This window comes from Micromonospora sp. GCM10011541 (assembly GCF_042650725.1).
In the GTDB taxonomy this organism is placed as follows: Bacteria; Actinomycetota; Actinomycetes; order Mycobacteriales; family Micromonosporaceae; genus Micromonospora; species Micromonospora sicca.
The window spans coordinates 121,278-138,645 of the sequence record NZ_JBHSBP010000057.1 but is presented as its reverse complement, the minus strand read 5'-3'; the positions used below and the strand labels follow the sequence as shown (position 1 = coordinate 138,645).

General features: G+C 72.9%; 21 protein-coding genes. 10 read left to right on the top strand and 11 right to left on the bottom strand.

Translation table 11 applies throughout. The features are described from left to right. Positions 1 to 72: 72 nt before the first annotated feature. Together ACFOYX_RS25300 and ACFOYX_RS25295 are read right to left on the bottom strand one after the other, a co-directional pair. Positions 73 to 1,410 (bottom strand): biotin carboxylase N-terminal domain-containing protein, encoded by a 1,338-nt coding sequence (locus tag ACFOYX_RS25300; RefSeq protein WP_322439790.1) that lies wholly within the window; start codon positions 1,408 to 1,410, stop codon positions 73 to 75. Positions 1,411 to 1,522: 112 nt separating this feature from the next. Further along, the gene (locus ACFOYX_RS25295; protein WP_238454475.1) at positions 1,523 to 2,149 is read right to left on the bottom strand and encodes a TetR/AcrR family transcriptional regulator; all 627 of its coding nucleotides are present in this window, start codon (positions 2,147 to 2,149) and stop codon (positions 1,523 to 1,525) included. 126 nt (positions 2,150 to 2,275) lie between these two features. On the opposite strand from ACFOYX_RS25295, the gene ACFOYX_RS25290 reads away from it, so the two are divergent. Then, positions 2,276 to 3,541, top strand: a complete 1,266-nt coding sequence (locus ACFOYX_RS25290) for an MFS transporter (RefSeq protein WP_322439791.1) — start codon at positions 2,276 to 2,278, stop codon at positions 3,539 to 3,541. Between the two features lie 214 nt (positions 3,542 to 3,755). Beyond that, on the top strand, positions 3,756 to 3,854 hold the full coding sequence (locus ACFOYX_RS25285; RefSeq protein WP_322439866.1) for a hypothetical protein: 99 nt from the start codon (positions 3,756 to 3,758) through the stop codon (positions 3,852 to 3,854). Between the two features lie 78 nt (positions 3,855 to 3,932). Here the strand turns inward: ACFOYX_RS25285 and ACFOYX_RS25280 are convergent, their stop codons facing one another. The 3 genes from ACFOYX_RS25280 to ACFOYX_RS25270 all read right to left on the bottom strand — a co-directional run bounded on the left by ACFOYX_RS25280 (position 3,933) and on the right by ACFOYX_RS25270 (position 6,200). Continuing rightward, on the bottom strand, positions 3,933 to 4,835 hold the full coding sequence (locus ACFOYX_RS25280) for a sulfurtransferase (protein WP_322439792.1): 903 nt from the start codon (positions 4,833 to 4,835) through the stop codon (positions 3,933 to 3,935). A 149-nt stretch (positions 4,836 to 4,984) separates the two neighbouring features. Further along, complete coding sequence (locus ACFOYX_RS25275) at positions 4,985 to 5,431, bottom strand: hypothetical protein (RefSeq protein ID WP_322439793.1); 447 nt, start codon at positions 5,429 to 5,431, stop codon at positions 4,985 to 4,987. 1 nt (position 5,432) lies between these two features. Next, on the bottom strand, positions 5,433 to 6,200 hold the full coding sequence (locus ACFOYX_RS25270) for an SGNH/GDSL hydrolase family protein (RefSeq protein WP_109801611.1): 768 nt from the start codon (positions 6,198 to 6,200) through the stop codon (positions 5,433 to 5,435). A 230-nt stretch (positions 6,201 to 6,430) separates the two neighbouring features. On the opposite strand from ACFOYX_RS25270, the gene ACFOYX_RS25265 reads away from it, so the two are divergent. Beyond that, a complete protein-coding gene (locus ACFOYX_RS25265) occupies positions 6,431 to 7,960 on the top strand; it encodes a hypothetical protein (RefSeq protein ID WP_377534446.1) in 1,530 nt (509 codons plus the stop codon). A gap of 140 nt (positions 7,961 to 8,100) precedes the next feature. On the opposite strand, the gene ACFOYX_RS25260 is transcribed toward ACFOYX_RS25265, so the two are convergent. The 3 genes from ACFOYX_RS25260 to ACFOYX_RS25250 all read right to left on the bottom strand — a co-directional run bounded on the left by ACFOYX_RS25260 (position 8,101) and on the right by ACFOYX_RS25250 (position 10,245). Beyond that, positions 8,101 to 9,264 carry a hypothetical protein gene (locus ACFOYX_RS25260; protein ID WP_322439795.1) on the bottom strand — a complete coding sequence of 388 codons (1,164 nt, stop codon included), beginning with the start codon at positions 9,262 to 9,264 and terminating at the stop codon, positions 8,101 to 8,103. Then, on the bottom strand, positions 9,261 to 9,791 hold the full coding sequence (locus ACFOYX_RS25255) for a SigE family RNA polymerase sigma factor (protein ID WP_322439796.1): 531 nt from the start codon (positions 9,789 to 9,791) through the stop codon (positions 9,261 to 9,263). Before ACFOYX_RS25255 ends, ACFOYX_RS25260 begins: the two co-directional genes overlap by 4 nt. Positions 9,792 to 9,894: 103 nt before the next feature. After that, positions 9,895 to 10,245, bottom strand: a complete 351-nt coding sequence (locus ACFOYX_RS25250; protein WP_322439797.1) for a hypothetical protein — start codon at positions 10,243 to 10,245, stop codon at positions 9,895 to 9,897. A 271-nt stretch (positions 10,246 to 10,516) separates the two neighbouring features. Between ACFOYX_RS25250 and ACFOYX_RS25245 the strand changes: the two genes are divergently transcribed. Both ACFOYX_RS25245 and ACFOYX_RS25240 read left to right on the top strand, forming a co-directional pair. Beyond that, complete coding sequence (locus ACFOYX_RS25245; RefSeq protein ID WP_322475085.1) at positions 10,517 to 11,320, top strand: helix-turn-helix transcriptional regulator; 804 nt, start codon at positions 10,517 to 10,519, stop codon at positions 11,318 to 11,320. Beyond that, positions 11,311 to 11,493, top strand: coding sequence for a DUF397 domain-containing protein (locus tag ACFOYX_RS25240; protein WP_322439799.1), 183 nt, complete (start codon positions 11,311 to 11,313; stop codon positions 11,491 to 11,493). Before ACFOYX_RS25245 ends, ACFOYX_RS25240 begins: the two co-directional genes overlap by 10 nt. 45 nt (positions 11,494 to 11,538) lie before the next feature. Here the strand turns inward: ACFOYX_RS25240 and ACFOYX_RS25235 are convergent, their stop codons facing one another. Further along, positions 11,539 to 12,285: an SDR family oxidoreductase gene (locus tag ACFOYX_RS25235; RefSeq protein WP_322439800.1), complete on the bottom strand. Its 747-nt coding sequence runs from the start codon at positions 12,283 to 12,285 to the stop codon at positions 11,539 to 11,541. An 83-nt stretch (positions 12,286 to 12,368) separates the two neighbouring features. On the opposite strand from ACFOYX_RS25235, the gene ACFOYX_RS25230 reads away from it, so the two are divergent. From ACFOYX_RS25230 to ACFOYX_RS25210, 5 genes are all read left to right on the top strand, one after another. Next, positions 12,369 to 12,977: a TetR/AcrR family transcriptional regulator gene (locus ACFOYX_RS25230; protein WP_236647727.1), complete on the top strand. Its 609-nt coding sequence runs from the start codon at positions 12,369 to 12,371 to the stop codon at positions 12,975 to 12,977. Positions 12,978 to 13,048: 71 nt separating this feature from the next. After that, positions 13,049 to 14,818 (top strand): proline--tRNA ligase, encoded by a 1,770-nt coding sequence (locus tag ACFOYX_RS25225; protein ID WP_322439801.1) that lies wholly within the window; start codon positions 13,049 to 13,051, stop codon positions 14,816 to 14,818. Positions 14,819 to 14,872: 54 nt separating this feature from the next. Continuing rightward, positions 14,873 to 15,292, top strand: coding sequence for a CBS domain-containing protein (locus tag ACFOYX_RS25220; RefSeq protein ID WP_322439802.1), 420 nt, complete (start codon positions 14,873 to 14,875; stop codon positions 15,290 to 15,292). A gap of 66 nt (positions 15,293 to 15,358) precedes the next feature. Next, on the top strand, positions 15,359 to 15,784 hold the full coding sequence (locus tag ACFOYX_RS25215) for a SufE family protein (protein ID WP_109801601.1): 426 nt from the start codon (positions 15,359 to 15,361) through the stop codon (positions 15,782 to 15,784). 20 nt (positions 15,785 to 15,804) lie between these two features. After that, positions 15,805 to 16,437: a DsbA family oxidoreductase gene (locus ACFOYX_RS25210; protein ID WP_322439803.1), complete on the top strand. Its 633-nt coding sequence runs from the start codon at positions 15,805 to 15,807 to the stop codon at positions 16,435 to 16,437. Between the two features lie 88 nt (positions 16,438 to 16,525). On the opposite strand, the gene ACFOYX_RS25205 is transcribed toward ACFOYX_RS25210, so the two are convergent. Beyond that, on the bottom strand, positions 16,526 to 17,074 hold the full coding sequence (locus ACFOYX_RS25205; protein WP_322439867.1) for a YbaK/EbsC family protein: 549 nt from the start codon (positions 17,072 to 17,074) through the stop codon (positions 16,526 to 16,528). A 68-nt stretch (positions 17,075 to 17,142) separates the two neighbouring features. After that, complete coding sequence (locus ACFOYX_RS25200; RefSeq protein WP_109801598.1) at positions 17,143 to 17,337, bottom strand: hypothetical protein; 195 nt, start codon at positions 17,335 to 17,337, stop codon at positions 17,143 to 17,145. Positions 17,338 to 17,368 lie beyond the last annotated feature (31 nt).

The window sequence follows — 17,368 nt, the reverse complement described above, 5'->3', positions numbered from 1 at the left end:
CACTGTGACGCGTCGCTGTTCTGGGGTCCCCCCAGCCTCCCACTCCCACCCCGCCGGCCGCACCCGACGCGGTCAGCGCATCCGGCCCACGATGCCGGTGTCGTAGTCGCCGGAGAGGAACTCCTCGTTCTCCAGGAGTTCGGCGAAGAAGGGCAGGTTGCACTTCGGGCCGGCGATCTCGAACTGCGCCACCGCGGCCTTGGCGCGCTCGACGGCCTCGGTCCGGTCCTTGCCGCTGACGATCAGCTTGGCCATCAGGCTGTCGTAGAACGGGGTGACCGTGTTGCCGGCGACGTAACCCGAGTCGACCCGGACGCCGGAACCCGTCGGCTCGTTCCAGGTGGCGATCGCGCCCGGCCCCGGCAGGAAGCGCTTCGGGTCCTCGGCGTTGATCCGCAGCTCGATGGCGTGGCCGCGCGGCGCGAGCGCCTCCGGGTCGAAGGTCGGGGCCAGGCCGGCGGCCACCCGCAGCTGCTCCTCCACCAGGTCCACCCCGTAGACCAGCTCGGTCACCGGGTGCTCCACCTGGAGCCGGGTGTTCATCTCCAGGAAGAAGAACTCGTTCGTCGCGGGATCCAGGAGGCACTCCACCGTGCCGGCGTTCCGGTAGCCGACCGCCTCGCCGGCCCGTACCGCCGCGGCCAGGAAGCGCTCGCGCAGCTCGGGCGAGACCGCCGGGGACGGCGACTCCTCGACCAGCTTCTGGTTGCGCCGCTGCACCGAGCACTCCCGCTCGCCGAGGGCCACCACCCGGCCGTCGGTCAGGCCGAGGATCTGCACCTCGACGTGGCGCACCCGGGGGAAGTACCGCTCCAGCAGCACCGAGCCGTCGCCGAACATCCGCTCGGCGAACGCCCGGACCTTGTCGTACTCGGTGCGTAGCGCGGCCTCGTCGATCGCCACGCCCATGCCCATGCCGCCGCCACCGGCCGCGGCCTTGACCATCACCGGGTAGCCGATCTCGGCGGCGCCGGCGACCGCCGCCGCCAGGTCGGCCGCCGGCTCGGTGGTGCCGGGCGCGACCGGCACGCCGGCCGCCGCCATCAGGTTGCGGGCGTTGATCTTGTCGCCCATCGCGGTGATCGCGTCCGCGCCGGGTCCCACCCAGATCAGGCCGCTGGCCTCGACGGTACGGGCGAAGTCGGCGCTCTCCGACAGGAAGCCGTACCCGGGATGGATCGCCTGCGCGCCGGTGGACTTGGCGGCGGCGAGGATCGCCTCCACGTTCCGGTAGCTCTGCGCCGGGTTCGCCGGGCCGACACAGACCGCCTCGTCGGCCTCGGTCACGAACGGCAGGCCGGCGTCGGCCTCCGAGTGCACCGCGATCGCGCGGATCCCGAGCCGCTTGGCGGTGCGGATGATCCGGCGGGCGATCTCGCCCCGGTTCGCGACCAGCAGTGACTCGATCATGTTTCCTCCCGGCGTCCAGGGGTGGGGACGGCTGTCAGGTAACCACGGGCCGCCGGTTACTCACGAGTCGCCTGGCACCCGTGACCCGGTCGGTGACCGGGTGGGACGGGGGTCAGGCGGGGGTGGTCGGGGCGAGGAGCGCGGCGAGGGTCGCGGCGCGGAGCAGTTCGGCGCGGCGCCGGCGGTCGACCTCGCCCCCGAGGAACGGGGTCGAGTTCATCAGGCCGAAGGCCGCGTGGGCCAGCACCCGCGCCTCACCGTCGGGCAGGCCCGGGTGCAGTGCGGTCAGCACGGTCACCCACTCCTCGACGTAGAGGCGCTGGAGCCGGCGGATCCGGCGGCGCGGCTCGTCGGGGAGCCGATCCAGCTCGTGCAGGTGCAGGGCGATCACCGCCGGGTTGGCCAGCGCGAATTCGACGTGGAAGTCGATCAGCGACTCCAGCGTGCCGCGCGGGTCGTCCGGGTGGTTCGCGGCCCGCTCCCGACCACCGGCGAGCAGCCCCTCGCTGACCGGGATCAGCGCGGCGGCCAGCATCGCCTCCTTGCCGGCGAAGTGGTGGTACAGCGCCGGACCGGTCACCCCGGCGGCGGCGCCGATGTCGTCCATCGACACGCCGTGGTAGCCCCGGGCGGCGAAGAGGCCGACCGCGATCTCCAGGATCTCGTCCCGCCGGGACCGGCGTCGACCCGCGCCCGTCGCGCCGTTCGCCGCACCCCGCGCCTGCTGTTCCACCGCCACCGGGCAAGCCTAGACCGCGACCGCGACGAGGTGGAGGCTCGGTTACCCGTCGGTTGCCTCACGCTCCCCGCCCGGTCGCGTTGGCGCTTGACCCTCGACCGGGTGCAGGCCGCAGGGTCCGTCGACATGACCGCTACCCCGCTCGGCCGCGACTACCGGCTGCTCTGGTCCGCCGCCGTCTCCTCCCGGTTCGGCGATGCCCTGCGTACGCCGGCACTGGCCCTGCTGGCCGCGACGCTGACCCGCGATCCCCGCGCGATCGCCGCGGTGACCGTGGCGGGGCAACTTCCGCCGCTGCTGTTCGGCCTGCTCGGCGGGGTGTACGCGGACCGCTGGGACCGCCGCCGCGCGATGGCGGCGGTGGACGGGCTGCGGGCTGTCGTGGTGGCCGCCCTGGCCGTGCTGGTCGCCACGGACCGGGCCGGCGTGCTCGTGCTCGCGGCGACCGCGGCGCTGCTGGCGACCCTCGGCACGCTCTTCGACGCCGCCTCCTTCGCGGTGCTGCCGGCGCTGGTGCCGGCAGCCGCCCTGCCCACCGCCAACGGCCGCCTCCAGGCCGGTACGGCGCTCGCCGGCGGCTTCCTCGGCGCCCCGCTGGCCGGCCTCCTCTTCGCCCTGGCGGCCCCCCTCCCATTCACCCTCGACGCCCTCACCTTCGCCGCCGCTGCCCTCCTCGCCCGCTCCCTCCGCCCCACCCCCACCCCGCGATCTTGCAGTTGTCGTCCGGACGAACTCGGTGAAAAGGGGCGATTCGGGGGCCACAACTGCAAGATCGGCGCGACGAGGGGGGTGTGGGCGGGGGTGCGGTTCGTTCGGGGGGAGGCGGTGTTGTGGCGGGTGGCGGTGCTCAGTGCGGGGACGAATCTGGCGATCAGCGCGCTGATGGCGGTGCTGGTGCTCTACGCGCTGGAGGTGCTGCGGGTGCCGGCCGCCGGGTACGGGCTCTTCATGACGGCGGTGGTGCTGGGCGGGCTGGTCGGCGCGCTCGGGGCGGGGCGGATCGCCGCCCGGCTCGGTACGGTGCCCGCGCTCCGCGCGGTGCTGGCCGTGCAGACCGTCGCCCTGGCCGGCTTCGCGCTGGTCCGGCAGCCGGTGGCGGGCGGGTTCACGCTGGCCGTCTTCGCCGCCGGCAGCACCGTGTGGAACAGCCTCTGGGCGGCGTACGGCCAGGGTCGGGTCCCGCCCGAACTGCTCGGTCGGGTGGGCGCCGCGCAGCGGGTCGTCGCGCTGCTGACCGCACCGGTCGGGGCCGCGCTCGCCGGGCTGGCCGGCGCCGCGTACGGGGTGGCGCCGGTGGTCGGCGCGGCGGCGGCGGTCTTCGCGCTGGTCACGCTCGCGGCGTGGCGGGCACCGAGGTCGGAGCGCGACGCCCGCCCCGCCGGGGTCGCCTAGGTGGGGCGGTGGTTCAGGCCGGAGAGCCGCAGGGCGAGCCGTTGCCGGGCCGGCGGCAGCGCGGAGACGGTGCGGAGCAGCACGTCGCGCAGGGGGCGACCGGCCGGGGGCACGGTGGCGAGCCGGGTGATCCGAAGCCGACGACGTCCTCGGCGCGCGGCCGGCGCGCGGCGGCCCAGTCGTCGAGGAGCGCGTCCGGTCCGCCGTCGCGCACCTGCCGCCGATGGTGGACGCGGAACCGGCCGAGCTGGTCGCCTGGGTCGCCCCGACCCTCCAGCGCTACCTGACCGGCCCGGTCCCGGGTACCCCCTGACCCAGCAGCCGGTCCGGCGCGGACGGCGACGGCCGTGGCCACCCGGGGTGACCACGGCCGTCGGCGGCGCGGAACGGATCAGCCGGTGATGCCGCCCGGCTGGTCGCCCTTCACGACAGGCGCCCGGACCAGGTTGCCCCACTCGGTCCACGAGCCGTCGTAGTTGCGGACCTGCGGGTAACCCAGCAGGTGGCGCAGCACGAACCAGGTGTGGCTGGACCGCTCCCCGATCCGGCAGTACGCCACCACGTCGTCCGACGGGCTCAGCCCGAGCTGGTCGGCGTAGATCGCCCGCAGCTCGTCGGCCGACTTGAAGGTGCCGTCGTCGTTCGCGGCGGACTTCCACGGCTTGCTCACCGCGCCCGGGATGTGCCCGCCGCGCAGCGCGCCCTCCTGCGGGTAGTCCGGCATGTGCAGCATCTCGCCGGTGTACTCACCGGGCGAGCGCACGTCGACCAGCGGACGACCGGCGGCGACGTGCGCCATCACCTGCTCGCGGAACGCCCGCAGCGGCGCGTCGTTCCGCACCGGCACCGGGTACTCGGCGCGCGGGCGGGTCACCTTCTCCCGGGTCAGCTCCCGCCCCTCGGCGATCCACTTCTGCCGGCCGCCGTCGAGCAGCCGCACGTCCGGATGGCCGAAGAGGGAGAAGACCCAGAGGGCGTACGCGGCCCACCAGTTGAAGTTGTCGCCGTAGAAGACCACCGTGTCGTTCTGGCCGATGCCCTTGGCGGCGCAGAGCTCGGCGAAGCTCTTCGCGTCCAGGTAGTCCCGGGTCACCTGGTCGTTCAGCTCGGTATGCCAGTCGACCTTGACGGCGCCCGGGAGGTGACCGGTGTCGTAGAGCAGCACGTCCTCGTCGGACTCCACCACGACGAGTCCCTCGTCGCCCAGGTGTTCGGCCAGCCACTCCGTCGTGACCAGGCGCTGCGGGTCGGCGTACGACTGGAGGCGGGGATTCGGATCGTTCGGCACAGGCATGAGCCCCAAGGTACGCCCGATCCCCGGGCGGCGGCCGGTGATCGGAAATCGGGGGCAGCGGATGTGACCGGCCGCACCTGGCGGTCGCGGGACCCGCCGACCACAGAGGATGACCGCACGGCGGCAGACCGGGCCGCCCCGACCGGCGGTCAGGCGCGGCGGTGCACCAGCCGGCCCGCCACCACCGTAGCGATGCACGTCCCGTCGTCGGCGAAGGCGGCCAGGTCCGCCCGGTCGGTCGGGATCAGCGCCGGCGGCCGGGGTGAGTCCAGCACCGCGACCCCGTTGCGGACGGCCGCGGCGCGCAGCTCCGGGTCGGTCAGCTGCGCGGCGAGCACCGCGCCGACCCCGAGCCGGAACAGCGCGTGCACCCGTTCTCGCGGGGTGGGGGCGGGCGGCAGCGGCCCGTCGTGCACCAGCGCGGGCCCGAGGATGCCGTCCCACCGCCGCACCCGCACCTGCGGGTACGCGGCCACCAACTCGTCCAGCGGGCCGACCGCCTCGATCCGGTTGCCGACGATCAGCACCGCCCCGCCCGGCGTCGGCTCGTCGTCGAGCGTGTGCCGCAGCAGCGGGGCGGCGTGGATGGTCCGCACCTCAGTCGGTGAGCGGGCCGAGGACGGGGCGCTTCGGGGTGACGGTGTCGCCGGAGGAGCGGCCGGTCAACCGGCGCTTGATCCAGGGCGCCAGGTGCTGGCCGGCCCAGCGCAGGTCGGCGGCGCGCGCGGCCAGCCACGGGGTCGGCGCCGGGTGCGGCGGCACCATCAGCCAGTCCTCGTCGCAGCCGACGCCGAGTGCGGTCAGCACCTGCCCGGCGACCCGCCGGTGCCCGGCCGCCGACAGGTGCAGCCGGTCGGTGCTCCACAGCATCGGGTTGAGGTAGGTGTCGTCGGCGTACAGGTCGACCAGGATCGCGCCGTGCCGCTCCGCGACCTCACCCACCACCCGGTTGAGCAGGGTCACCCGGGGCGCCACGAGGCGCTGGCCGGGCAGCCGGGCCATCACGTCGGCGAACCGGAAGAGGATCACGTCCGCCCCGCCGGAGCGCAGCTCGCCCACCACGTCGTCGAAGCGGGCGACGAACGAGTCCGGGTCGAAGGTCCGGCGCAGCACGTCGTTGCCGCCGGCCGCGAAGCTGATCAGGTCGGGCTTCATGGCCAGGGCGGCCGGCACCTGTTCGGCCACGACGCTCGGGAAGAGGCGGCCCCGGATCGCCAGGTTGGCGTACCCGAAGTCCGGGCCGGCCTCGGCGGCGAGCCGGGTGGCCACCAGGTCCGCCCAACCGCGGTAGGTGCCGTCCGGATACGCGTCGTCCATGCCCTCGGTGAAGCTGTCGCCCACCGCCACGAAACTGCGCCAGCGCACCTGTTGTGCCCTCCGGTTCCCGGGTTCCCATCGGTGTCGTCCAGTCTGGCACCGGAGGTGGCCGGCGGGCGCCCGCCGCGGACGGACGTGGCGTGGCCCACGCCGCCGGCGGTGACGCGGGGCAGCAAATCGGGCGCTCGGGCGGAAATAATGACGCCTCGATCCCAATCGGGGGCGGTCCCGAGTGGACGGCGGCCCCGATCCGTCGGACCCGAGCGAGGACGCCAGCCATGACCGAGGGACCGCCCTCCGTTCCCCCACCGGGACACCCCGGACCGTACGGCCCACCGCACGCCCACCCGGCGCCGGCCGGCCCGTACGGCGCACCCGTGCCGTACGGGCCGGCGCCCTACCCGCCACCGGGGGCGTACGCTCCGCCGCCCGCACCGGGCCGGCGGTCCCGGCGCGGCCTCTGGATCGGGCTCGGCGCGGCGGTGCTGGCCCTGTTCCTGTGCGCGGCGGTCTCGCTCGTCGGGCTGAAGTCGTACCTCGACGAGCGGAACGACGCCTCGGCCGCCGCGCTCGACGACAGGTACAACCCGATCAGGCAGGAGAAGATCGAGGCGCTGCTGGCGGCGCACACCAAGGCGCTCGCGGAACGGAACGAGAAGACGTTCGTCGCGCCGTTCGATCCGACGACGAAGGGCCTGGTCGCGGAGCAGACCAGCCTGTACCGGAACCTGAGCGTGCTGCCGCTGGCCGACGTCCGCTTCGAGTACCTCACCAAGGGCGACTTCCGGCCGGTGGGCGGCGGGCACGAGGTCGACGTGACGGTGGCGTTCGTGCACCGCTTCGACGGCTTCGACCTCGGCCCGGTCGAGGAGTGGTACCGATGGACGGTCGTCCAGACCGACAAGGACGGCCCGCTGAAGGTCACCCACGCGGGTGGCGTCCCGGCGGAGCGCAAGCGGGACGCGATCACCCACTACCCGGCCCCGTGGGACAAGTGGCGGAGCATCCACGTCGAGCGGACGCCGCACACGCTGCTGATCGTCGACTCGTCGTTGCGGGCGGAGGCGCAGCGGTACGCCCCGATCGCCGAGCAGGCCGCGGTGGCCGACCTGGCCGCCTGGCAGGCCGGCGGGGTGAGCGCCGCGGCGCCGTCGGGTTTCGTCATCTCCCTGGTCAAGGGTCGCGCCGAGCTGGGTTCCCTCTACCGGACCACGAAGGAGACGCCCACCGAGTCCGGGGTCGCGATCCCGGTGCCGCCGGAGGGTGTGCTCAACAGCGACGAGAAGGGCCCGGTGGTCGGGGCGACCCGGGTGGTGGTCGACGTCCGCGACGCGTACCACTTCACCAGGGGCACCCGGGAGCGGCAGCTGAACCTCTTCCGGCACGAGATCGGCCACGCCCTGGTCGGCAACCTCACCGCCCGCGCCCCGGGCTCGTATCTGCTCGCCGAGCGGGAGACGTGGCTGGTCGAGGGGTTCGCGGAGTACCTGGGTAACGGCCGGAAGCCCTGGCTGACCAGCGAGCGTACGGCGGACTCCCGGGCGGTGATCCGGGAGATCGGCCTGCCGTACTCGCTGCCGGGCAGGCTGACCTGGGACCAGGAGGGCCGGGTCGGCTACCACTACTGGCTGGGCCACTCGGCCATCGGCTACCTCGTCGAGCGGTACGGGGAACAGAAGATGTTCCAGCTCGTGGCCGAGCACTACCGCAGCAGAAAGATCGGAGAGGTGACGCGGGACGTCCTCGGGGTGTCGTACGAGGAGTTCGAGAAGGGGTGGCTCGCCTACCTCAAGGCCAAGGTGCGCTGAGCGCGGGCAAAGCGCGGGGCCACCGCCGGTGGCGCCGAGCAGCGCTGATCCTCAACAGCATGCGGGCCCCCAGCGCCGAGCGCTGGGGGCCTGCGTCATGCCGGGACCGGTTCACCCCCGACCATCTGTCGACCGCTCGCCTAGCCGGCGACCCCGAGGATCTGCATGTCCTTCAGGACGTCCGGTTCGGCGATCTCGGAGACCTTCCGACCGTCTCCGTCGATCAGCACCAGGGCGAAGCCCTTTCCGGAGGCCACCCGGGCCACCAGCCTCCCGTCGGCCTGGAAGTACGCCTGGCGCAGTTCCCGCCCGCCGAGCGGCAACCCGACCTCATTGCCGGTGCGGGTGTCGAGCACCACGTTGGCGTCGAGTTCCCGGGCGACGTCCCCTGACGGCACGTCTGGCCCGCGCCGGTACAGCGCGATCCGGTCACCCTCAGGGGAGAGGCTGGCCACGTCGAAGCAGTCGTACCGGGCGGTCCCGCCGAGCTTCGGAATGGACCACTGTCCGGCGCCGTCCGGCGCCGTCATGGTGACCCGTCCTGCGGAGCCGTCCGGAAAGGCGAACACCTTCCCGTTGGCCGACCAGAGCGGGTGGCAGCCGATGAGTTTGCCCACCTCGGTGAACGTGTTCGAGGCCAGGTTCAGCACGCCCCGCCGGCTGGCGCCGGGGGTGGCCGGGTCGACCAGCGCCAGCGCCAGCCGCTTGGAGTCGGGGGACCAGGTGGGGCCCCAGCAGTCGCCCTCCACCCCGGCGCGCACCTTGCGCCGCCCGGAACCGTTGACGTCCGCGACCCAGAGGTTGGCGTTCCGGTCCACCCAGGCCACCCGCTCGCCGTCTGGCGAGACGGCCGCGTTGGCCAGCGCCGACGTGCGCGGGACGCTGAGCAGGTCCACCGGTACGCCGCCAGGCTTCCAGGAGCGCAGTCGCGCCGTGGTCGCAGACGAGTTGTCGGGTGCCGGGCCGTAGAAGACCCGGCCGATCGTCGCGGTCGCCGCCGGTTCCGAGGTGGTGGTCGCCGGGGGGCTCGCGCTCGGCTCCGGCGTCGGGGTCACCTCGACCGCGGGCCAGGTCGCGATGAGGGAGGGGCCGGCGGGGGCGGGCGCGGGTGCCCCGCCGTCCGGGCGGATGGCGAAGGCCGTGCCGGTGGCGGCGGCGAGCAGCACCAGCGCGGCGGCCGAGGTGGCCACGGCCCGCTGGATGCCGAGCCGGCGGGAGGTACGCAGGGCCCGGTCCCGCAGGTCGACCGGGGTGACCTCGTCGGCCAGGTCGGCCAGGTCGAGCCGGAAACGGTCGTCGTTCATCGGGCGCTTCCTTCCAGGACGTACAGCTCGGCGAGTTCCGGGGCGACGGTGCGCAGCTTGGCCAGGGCCTTCGAGGTCTGGCTCTTGACGGTGCCGACGGTGACGCCGAGCAGGTCGGCGGCCTCGGCCTCGGTGCGGTCCTCGAAGAACCGCAGGACCAGCACGGCGCGCTGCTTGGTGGAGAGCTTCGCCAGCGCCGCCCGCAGGGTCAGCCGGAGGGTGGTCTGCTGGGCGTGGTCGGGGGCCCGGTCGCCTCCGCGTGGCTCGGGCAGGTCGCCCGGCATCGACTCGGGAACCCGGCGCCGCCGCCACCAGGAGACCTGGAGGTGGTACATGATCTTGCGGGTGTACGCCTCGGCGTTGCCGCTGTCGTGCAGCCGGCTCCAGGACCGGTGGGTCCGGGCCAGCGCCGACTGGACGAGGTCCTCGGCCAGGTGCTGGTCACCGGTGAGCAGATAGGCGGAGCGCAGGAGCGCGGGCGTCCGGTGACGGACGAACGAGTCGAACTCACTCAGCAGAGGGTCCACACGAGCCGATCCTTGGGGTGAGGTGGTGCATCATCCTGACGCCCCTCCAGACGTCACACTCAGCCGCGGTGGTTGCCGTGCCTCGATGAGAAGTTCCGGCCGATCACCGGTCGCCGGTCGGCGGGTCGACCAACCCTCTCCGGTACGGACCCCAGGCGACGAACCGCTCGAACAGCTCCCGCGGGGTGGGGCCGTCGTGCGGGTTCAGCCGGAACAGGTCGTGGGTCGCCTCGTGGTAGAGCCCGGACAGGTAGATGGCCAGGTCGACGGGGCTGGCGTCGTACTCGACCTTGAGGAGCAGCCGGGCCTCGGCACACGGCCACGGCAGCCCGCAGGCCCGGCACACCCACAGCGGGCGGATCGGCAGGTGCGGCGGGTGGCCCGGCGGGTACGGCCGCGGCCGGTCCGGGTACGGCCCGAGGCGGGGCACCGGAAGCGGACCGGAGGGGATCATCGGCACACGACGTTGTCGGTCCGGCACCGGAACGAATGGAATGGGTTGCGCATCTCGACCTCCTTCAGCAGCACGGAGCCGGGGCCGCCCCTGCATCGGGGGATCACGGGCGGCCCCGCAGCGGGCCGGACGGAGGCAGCCCGCTACGTGACAGTCTGCTGAGGACGGAACTACGCTCGGAAGGCATCGACGCCGGCCGTGGCGAGGTCAGGTCGGCTGTGCCCTCGGCGAGGGAAAGCCGTGGAGACGCCGGGAGAATCGTGGAGGAAGCGTGGAAGGTGAGCCGACCGCGGAGCTGATCCGGGCACAGCTGCGCCGGCTGCGGATGAACGCTGAGCTGAGCCAGGAGGAGTTCGGGAAGCTGGTCCACTTCTCCGGCTCCCAGGTGTCCGCGGTCGAGCTGGGCCAACGGCCGCTCGACCGGTTCTTCCTGAAACGGGCCGACGAGGTGCTGGGTACCGGCGGGCTGTTGACGTCCCTGCTCAAGCTGGCGGAACGGGACGGACAGCCGAGCTGGTTCCGGCCGTGGTTGGAAGCCGAGCGGCAAGCACAGCAGTTGCGCTGCTACCAGCCGAGTCTTGTGCCCGGCCTGCTCCAGACCGAGAACTACGCCCGAGCCATCATCCGCACCGACGCCATGCTCGGCGACGACGAGGTGGAGAAGCGGCTCGCGGTCCGGATGGACCGACAGTCAATCCTGACGCAGCCGAACCTGACGACGTTCGTGGCCGTGATGGATGAACTCGTCCTCAGGCGGGCTGACGAGAGCTTCCGAGGGCTCATGAGCCAGCAGATCGCGCACCTGATCGAGTGCGTCGAACGCTCGAAAGTCAGCGTGCACATCGTCCCTGCCGAGGTCAGCCTGCACGTCGGACTCGCCGGACCGTTCAGTCTTGCGCGGGGCTCGGATGGCGGATGGGTTGGCTACCTGGAGAACCAGCTCGGCGGCGCGGTCATCGACAAGGAGGACGATCTGGCAGTCCTTCTGTCCAGGTGGGAGAGTGTCCGAAGCGAGGCACTACCTCGCGGACGGTCGGTCGACCTGATGAAGGAAGTGATGACGTCATGGAGCTGATCGGCGCGATCTGGCGCAAGTCCACCCGCAGCGCTCAGAGCGAGTGCGTCGAGGTGGCCGACAACCTGCCTGGCGTCGTCGGCGTCCGCGACAGCAAGGACCCGACCGGCCCGGCCCTCACCTTCGCCCGCCACACCTGGCGCACCTTCATCGAGTACGCCAAGCGCCGCTGAGCCTCGGGGCGAGCGTGGTGATGTCCGCGGTGCGGCCTCGCCGGGTCAGACGATCCCGCCGTTGACCCGGATGACCTGGCCGTTGATCCAGCGGGCGGGTCCGGCCAGGAACGCCACCACGGTGGCGACATCGTCCGTGGTGCCCAGGCGCTCCAGCGGCGGCTGCGCGGCCATCCGGGCGATGGTCTCCTCGTCCTTGCCCTCGAGGAACAGGTCGGTGGCGGTGGGCCCGGGGGCGACAGCGTTGACGGTGATGTCCCGGCCGCGCAACTCCCGGGCCAGGACCCTGGTGAGCCCCTCGACGGCGCCCTTGCTGGCGATGTAGGCCGCGTAGGTGGGCAGGGCCAGTCCGAGCACGGAGGTGGAGAGGTTGATGATCGCCCCACCGGCGCGCAGCCGGCGGGCGGCCTGCTGGTCGACGACGAACGTGCCGCGCACGTTGACGCGCTGCATCCGGTCGAACGCGTCGAGGTCGAAGTCGGCCAAGGGGGCGAGGATCATGATGCCGGCGCTGTTCACCACCACGTCGACGCCACCGAACGTCTGCTCGGCGATTTCGAACATGGCGGCGACGGCGGTCTCGTCGGCGACGTCGGCCCGTACCGCGACCGCCCTGCCACCGGCGGTGGTGATGTCGGAGACGACCCGGTCGGCCTCGGCGGCGCTGCCGGAGTAGCCGACCACGACCGCGAACCCGTCGGCGGCGAGGCGTCGGGCGCTCTCGGCACCGATGCCTCGGGAACCGCCGGTGACGATCGCGACCCGGTCGGTGTGGGTGGTTGGCGTGGTCATGGGATCCTCCTGCCATCGCTGTCGTGTACGCTGTGTCCATATAATCAAGACGAAGACACGGTGTCCATATAAGGAGACGGCTGGTGTCCGAAGCCACACCAGGTGCCGCGGCAACGCCCCGACGCGGCCGGGGCCGCCGCCCCGCCGACCAGGTCCGCGCCGAGATCCTCACCGCCGCCGGAAACCTGCTGCTGGCGCAGGGCATGGCGGGCTTCACCATCGAGAAGGTGGCCGCCGAGGCCGGTGCCAGCCGCATGACGATCTACAAATGGTGGCCCTCCAGAGGCGCCCTCGCCCTCGACGGCTACTTCACCGTCGTCGGCCCGGCCCTCGCCTTCCCCGACACCGGCGACATAATCGTCGACCTGACCGACCAGCTCACCGCATTCGTCCGCCTCATGCGGGACACCCCCGCCGGGCGCGTGATCAGCCAACTCATCGCGCAGGCCCAGACCGACCCGGACCTGGCCACCGCGTACCGCGAGCGCTACTCCGGGCCCCGCCGCGCCCTCGCCGTCGAGGCCCTCACCAGAGCCGTGGCCCGCGGACAGCTACGTGCCGACATCGACCCTGAGTCCGTCGTCGACCAACTCTGGGGCGCCTGCTACCACCGCCTTCTCCTGCCCGACCAGCCCTTGACCGAGGACTTCGCCCGCACCCTGATCGACAACCTCATCCGCGGACTGCGCTGACCACCGGGGCACGGCCACGCACCCGACGAATTGGATCGCCCTTCCCATCGCGCCCGCCGTACGCTGCGGCAATGCTGCTGCGCATGTCGACCCTGCTGCTCCGGACCCTGCGCGAGGACCCGGCGGACGCAGAGGTGCCGAGCCACCGACTGCTGGTCCGTGCCGGCTACGTCCGCCGCGCCGCGCCGGGCGGCTACACCTGGCTGCCGCTCGGCAAGCTGGTGCTGGACCGGATCACCGAGATCGTCCGCTCGGAGATGACCGCGATCGGTGACCAGGAGGTGCACTTCCCGGCACTGCTGCCGGCGGAGCCGTACCGGACCAGCGGGCGGTGGGCGGAGTACGGCGACGACATCTTCACCCTCGCCGACCGGAAGGGCGCGGAGCACCTGCTCGCCCCGACGCACGAGGAGCTGGCCGCGCTGCTGGTCAAGGACCTCTTCTCGTCGTACCGCGACTTCCCGGTGACGCTGTTCCAGATCCAGACGAAGTTCCGGGACGAGGCCCGGCCCCGGGCCGGCCTGCTGCGCGGGCGCGAGTTCCTGATGAAGGACGCGTACTCCTTCGACCTGGACGAGGCCGGTCTGCAAGCGGCGTACGACCGGCACCGCGACGCGTACCGAAGGGTCTTCGACCGGCTCGGGCTGGACTACACGGTGGTGCACGCGATGTCCGGGGCGATGGGCGGCTCGGCGTCGGAGGAGTTCCTGGCCGCCACACCCGTCGGCGAGGACACCTTCGTCGGCTGCACGGCCTGCGACTACGCCGCCAACACCGAGGCGGTGGTGACCCGCGCCCCGGCGACCGGTGACCCGGACGCGCACCCGGCGCTGGAGGTGCACGACACTCCGGAGACCCCGACGATCGCCTCGCTGGTCGAGCTGGCGAACGCGCGCGGCCTCGGCGGGCGGCGCGCCTGGACCGCCGCGGACACCTTGAAGAACGTGGTGCTGACCGTGCGCCGGCCCGGCACCGAGGAGTCCGAGCTGCTGGTGATCGGGCTGCCCGGCGACCGGGAGGTGGACCTCAAGCGGGTCGAGGCGGCGCTGCACCCGGCCACGGTCGCGGTCTTCGACGACTGGGCGGCCCACCCCGAGCTGGTCCGCGGCTACATCGGGCCGCAGATCCTGGAGAAGCTCGGCGTCCGCTACCTGGTCGACCCCCGGGTGGTCACCGGCACCACCTGGCTGACCGGGGCGAACGAGCCGGGCCGGCACGCGGTCGACGTGGTCTGCGGTCGGGACTTCACCCCGGCGGGCACGATCGAGGCGGCCGAGGTGCGCGCGGGCGACGCCTGCCCGGCGTGCGAGGTCGGCGAGCTGACCATCCGGCGGGGCATCGAGATCGGGCACATCTTCCAGCTCGGCCGGCGGTTCACCGACGCGTTCGCCGTCGACGTGCTCGGCCCGGCGGGCAAGCCGGTCCGGCCGACCATGGGCTGCTACGGCATCGGGGTGTCCCGGGCGGTGGCGGCGGTCGCCGAGCAGCACCACGACGAGCGGGGTCTGGTGTGGCCCGCCGCGGTCGCGCCGTGCGACGTACACCTGGTGGCGGCCGGGAAGGGGCCGCAGCTCGACGCGGCACTCGACCTCGGCGGACGCCTGGCCGCCGCCGGCCTGCGGGTGCTGGTCGACGACCGGACGCACGTCTCGGCCGGGGTGAAGTTCACCGACGCCGAGCTGATCGGCATCCCGCGCGCCGTCGTGGTCGGCCGCCGGCTCGCCGACGGGTACGTCGAGCTGCGCGACCGGGCCGGCGGCGAGCGGGTCGAGCTGCCGCTGGACGGTCTGGTCGAGCGGCTCGTCGTCGAGGTGCGCGCGGCGCGCCGCGACGGGGTGTAGCGGACGCGCCACCGGGTACCGCTGCGGGATCGACCGAGGTTTGCGGAGGCTCTCATGTACCGGGTCAGCGACGTGATGACGAAGCAGGTGGTCTACCTAGCGGCGGAGACCATGCTGGACGAGGCGGCCAGGGTGATGAAGGAGGCGGACATCGGCGACGTGGTGGTCACCGACGGGGCCACCCTCGCCGGCATGCTGACCGACCGCGACATCGTGGTGCGGGCGGTGGCCGAACGCGCCGACCCGGGGACCACCACCATCGGCTCGATCATCACCCGCGAGGTCGTGATGATCGAGCAGCACTCCACCGCGAGCGAGGCGGCCGCGCTGATGCGCGAGCGCAACATCCGGCGGGTGCTGGTCTGCGACAACGACCGCAAGCTGGTCGGCATCGTCTCGCTCGGCGACCTCGCCATGCAGCTCGACCCGAACTCCGCCCTCAGCGACATCAGCGAGGCCGCCCCGAACGTGTGACCCGGCCGACGGGGCGCCCACCGCCGACCCCGGTGGGCGCCGCGTCGGCGGCGGTAGCCTGACGGGATGCCCGAGATGCCGACCAAGCTGGCCGAGATCGTCGACGAGTTCGCCGCCGCGCCCCGCGACCTGGTCCTGGAGATGCTGCTCGAGTACGCCGACGTCATCCCCCCCCTGCCCGCGGAGATCGACCGGGCGGGCATGGAGCAGGTGCCCGAGTGCCAGACGGCGTTCTTCCTGCGCGCCCAGGTCCAGCCGGACGGGACGGTGCTCACCTGGTTCGACTGCCCGCCGGAGGCACCGACCACCCGCGCCTTCGCCGGCATCCTCGCCGAGGGGCTGGCCGGGGCGAACGCCGAGCAGGTGCTGGCCGTGCCGGACGACCTCTACCAGCGGATGGGGCTGGCCCAGGCGATCAGCCCGCTGCGGGTGCGCGGCGGGACCGCGATCCTGGCCCGGCTCAAGCGCCAGGTCCGGGAACAAGCCGGCTGAGCTGGGCGTTCACAGCGTTCATGGAGATCGAAATCTACGCCGACGTGGTCTGCCCCTGGTGCTGGATCGGCAAGCGCCGGCTGGAGCAGGCCCTCGAGTCGTACGACGGTGAGGTGACCGTCCGGTACCGGCCGTTCCAGCTGGACCCGACGCCGGTCACCGAGCCGAAGCCGCTGGTCGAGGCGATGGGCGCGAAGTTCGGCGGCCGGGAGCGGGCCGAGGCGATGTTCGCCCAGGTGTCGCAGGTCGCGGCCGGCGTCGGCCTGGACATGCGCTTCGACAAGGCGGTGCACTCCAACACCTTCGAGGCGCACCGGCTGATCCGGTTCGCCACCGAGCGCGGTCGCGCCGCCGAGATGATCGGCGCGCTCTACCGGGCGCACTTCACCGACGGGATCGACGTCGGTTCGAAGGACGCGCTGGTCAAGCTCGCCGCCGAGGTCGGCCTGGACGAGGCCGAGACCCGGGAGTACCTGGACTCGAACGTCGGCCGGCGCGAGGTCGCCGCCGACCTGGCCGCCGCCCACCAGCTCGGGGTGACCAGCGTGCCGACCTTCGTGCTGGCCGGGAAGTACGCCGTCACCGGCGCGCAGGAGCCGGAGACGCTGCTCGCCGCCCTCCGCGAGGTCGAGCAGCGGGAGTCGGCGGCCTGACGACGTGGACGTCCGGTGTCGACCGACACCGGACATTCATCGATGATCGTGATGTTTCACGTGCAACCGCATCGACGCCCGCGATGATCTAGGCCGGCCTGGCCAGCCCGTCCACCACCGTCGCCCCGGGCAGCGCGCCGAGCGCCGGCCCGGGCAGCGCGATCTTGCTGTGCCGTACGCCGGACCCGATGATCACGTGCGGGGCGGCGAGCACCCGCGAGTCGACCAGGATCGGCCACTGCTCCGGCAGGCCGATCGGCGTGATGCCGCCGTACTCCATGCCGGTCAGCTCCACCGCGTCGGCCATCGGCGCGAAGCTGGCCTTGCGCACGTTCAGCGCCCGGCGGACCACCCCGTTCACGTCGGCCCGGGTGGTGGCGAGCACGATGCAGGCGGCGTACCGGATCTCGCCCTCCCGCTTGCCGGCGATCACCACACAGTTGGCCGACACGTCGAGCCCCACCTCGTACGCCGCGCAGAACGCGGCCGTGTCGGCCAGTTCGGCGTCGATCGGCGCGACCAGCACGTCGTCCACGTCGACCGGTGCCTCGGCCGGCCACCGCTCGATCGCGGCGGCCACCGGCGGTGCCAGCAGGTCCAGCCGGGCGCGGGCCGGCTCGGTCTTCAGCGTCCCCATCACGGATGCGATCCTCGCACCCGCGCCCCGGTTGCGCTCGGTGGACCCGGCCCGCGGCTCGGCCGAGGTCAGCTGCCGGTGAGGAAGGCGTTCTCGCGGGCGAAGGTCCGGTCCTGGAACGAGGCGAGCTCCTCCGCCCGGGCCGCCTGGATGCGGTGCGCTTCGACGTCCTCGATCCCGTGCCGGACACCCAGCCGGATCACGCCGTAGAGGAAGACGAAACCGAACACGTAGAGGATCACCGTGGTGACGAAAACGAGCATGCGGCCACGCTAAAGCGAAGGTGAATCGCCG

Excerpts from the sequence above, each read along its gene's own strand:
- ACFOYX_RS25205 (WP_322439867.1), bottom strand. The coding sequence starts at position 17,074 with ATGGGGACGCTGAAGACCGAGCCGGCCCGCGCCCGGCTGGACCTGCTG.
- ACFOYX_RS25290 (WP_322439791.1), top strand. The coding sequence starts at position 2,276 with ATGACCGCTACCCCGCTCGGCCGCGACTACCGGCTGCTCTGGTCCGCC.
- ACFOYX_RS25215 (WP_109801601.1), top strand. The coding sequence starts at position 15,359 with ATGCCCGAGATGCCGACCAAGCTGGCCGAGATCGTCGACGAGTTCGCC.
- ACFOYX_RS25210 (WP_322439803.1), top strand. The coding sequence starts at position 15,805 with ATGGAGATCGAAATCTACGCCGACGTGGTCTGCCCCTGGTGCTGGATC.
- ACFOYX_RS25250 (WP_322439797.1), bottom strand. The coding sequence starts at position 10,245 with ATGATCCCCTCCGGTCCGCTTCCGGTGCCCCGCCTCGGGCCGTACCCG.
- ACFOYX_RS25220 (WP_322439802.1), top strand. The coding sequence starts at position 14,873 with ATGTACCGGGTCAGCGACGTGATGACGAAGCAGGTGGTCTACCTAGCG.
- ACFOYX_RS25300 (WP_322439790.1), bottom strand. The coding sequence starts at position 1,410 with ATGATCGAGTCACTGCTGGTCGCGAACCGGGGCGAGATCGCCCGCCGG.
- ACFOYX_RS25240 (WP_322439799.1), top strand. The coding sequence starts at position 11,311 with ATGGAGCTGATCGGCGCGATCTGGCGCAAGTCCACCCGCAGCGCTCAG.
- ACFOYX_RS25265 (WP_377534446.1), top strand. The coding sequence starts at position 6,431 with ATGACCGAGGGACCGCCCTCCGTTCCCCCACCGGGACACCCCGGACCG.
- ACFOYX_RS25260 (WP_322439795.1), bottom strand. The coding sequence starts at position 9,264 with ATGAACGACGACCGTTTCCGGCTCGACCTGGCCGACCTGGCCGACGAG.
- ACFOYX_RS25200 (WP_109801598.1), bottom strand. The coding sequence starts at position 17,337 with ATGCTCGTTTTCGTCACCACGGTGATCCTCTACGTGTTCGGTTTCGTC.
- ACFOYX_RS25235 (WP_322439800.1), bottom strand. The coding sequence starts at position 12,285 with ATGACCACGCCAACCACCCACACCGACCGGGTCGCGATCGTCACCGGC.
- ACFOYX_RS25225 (WP_322439801.1), top strand. The coding sequence starts at position 13,049 with ATGCTGCTGCGCATGTCGACCCTGCTGCTCCGGACCCTGCGCGAGGAC.
- ACFOYX_RS25280 (WP_322439792.1), bottom strand. The coding sequence starts at position 4,835 with ATGCCTGTGCCGAACGATCCGAATCCCCGCCTCCAGTCGTACGCCGAC.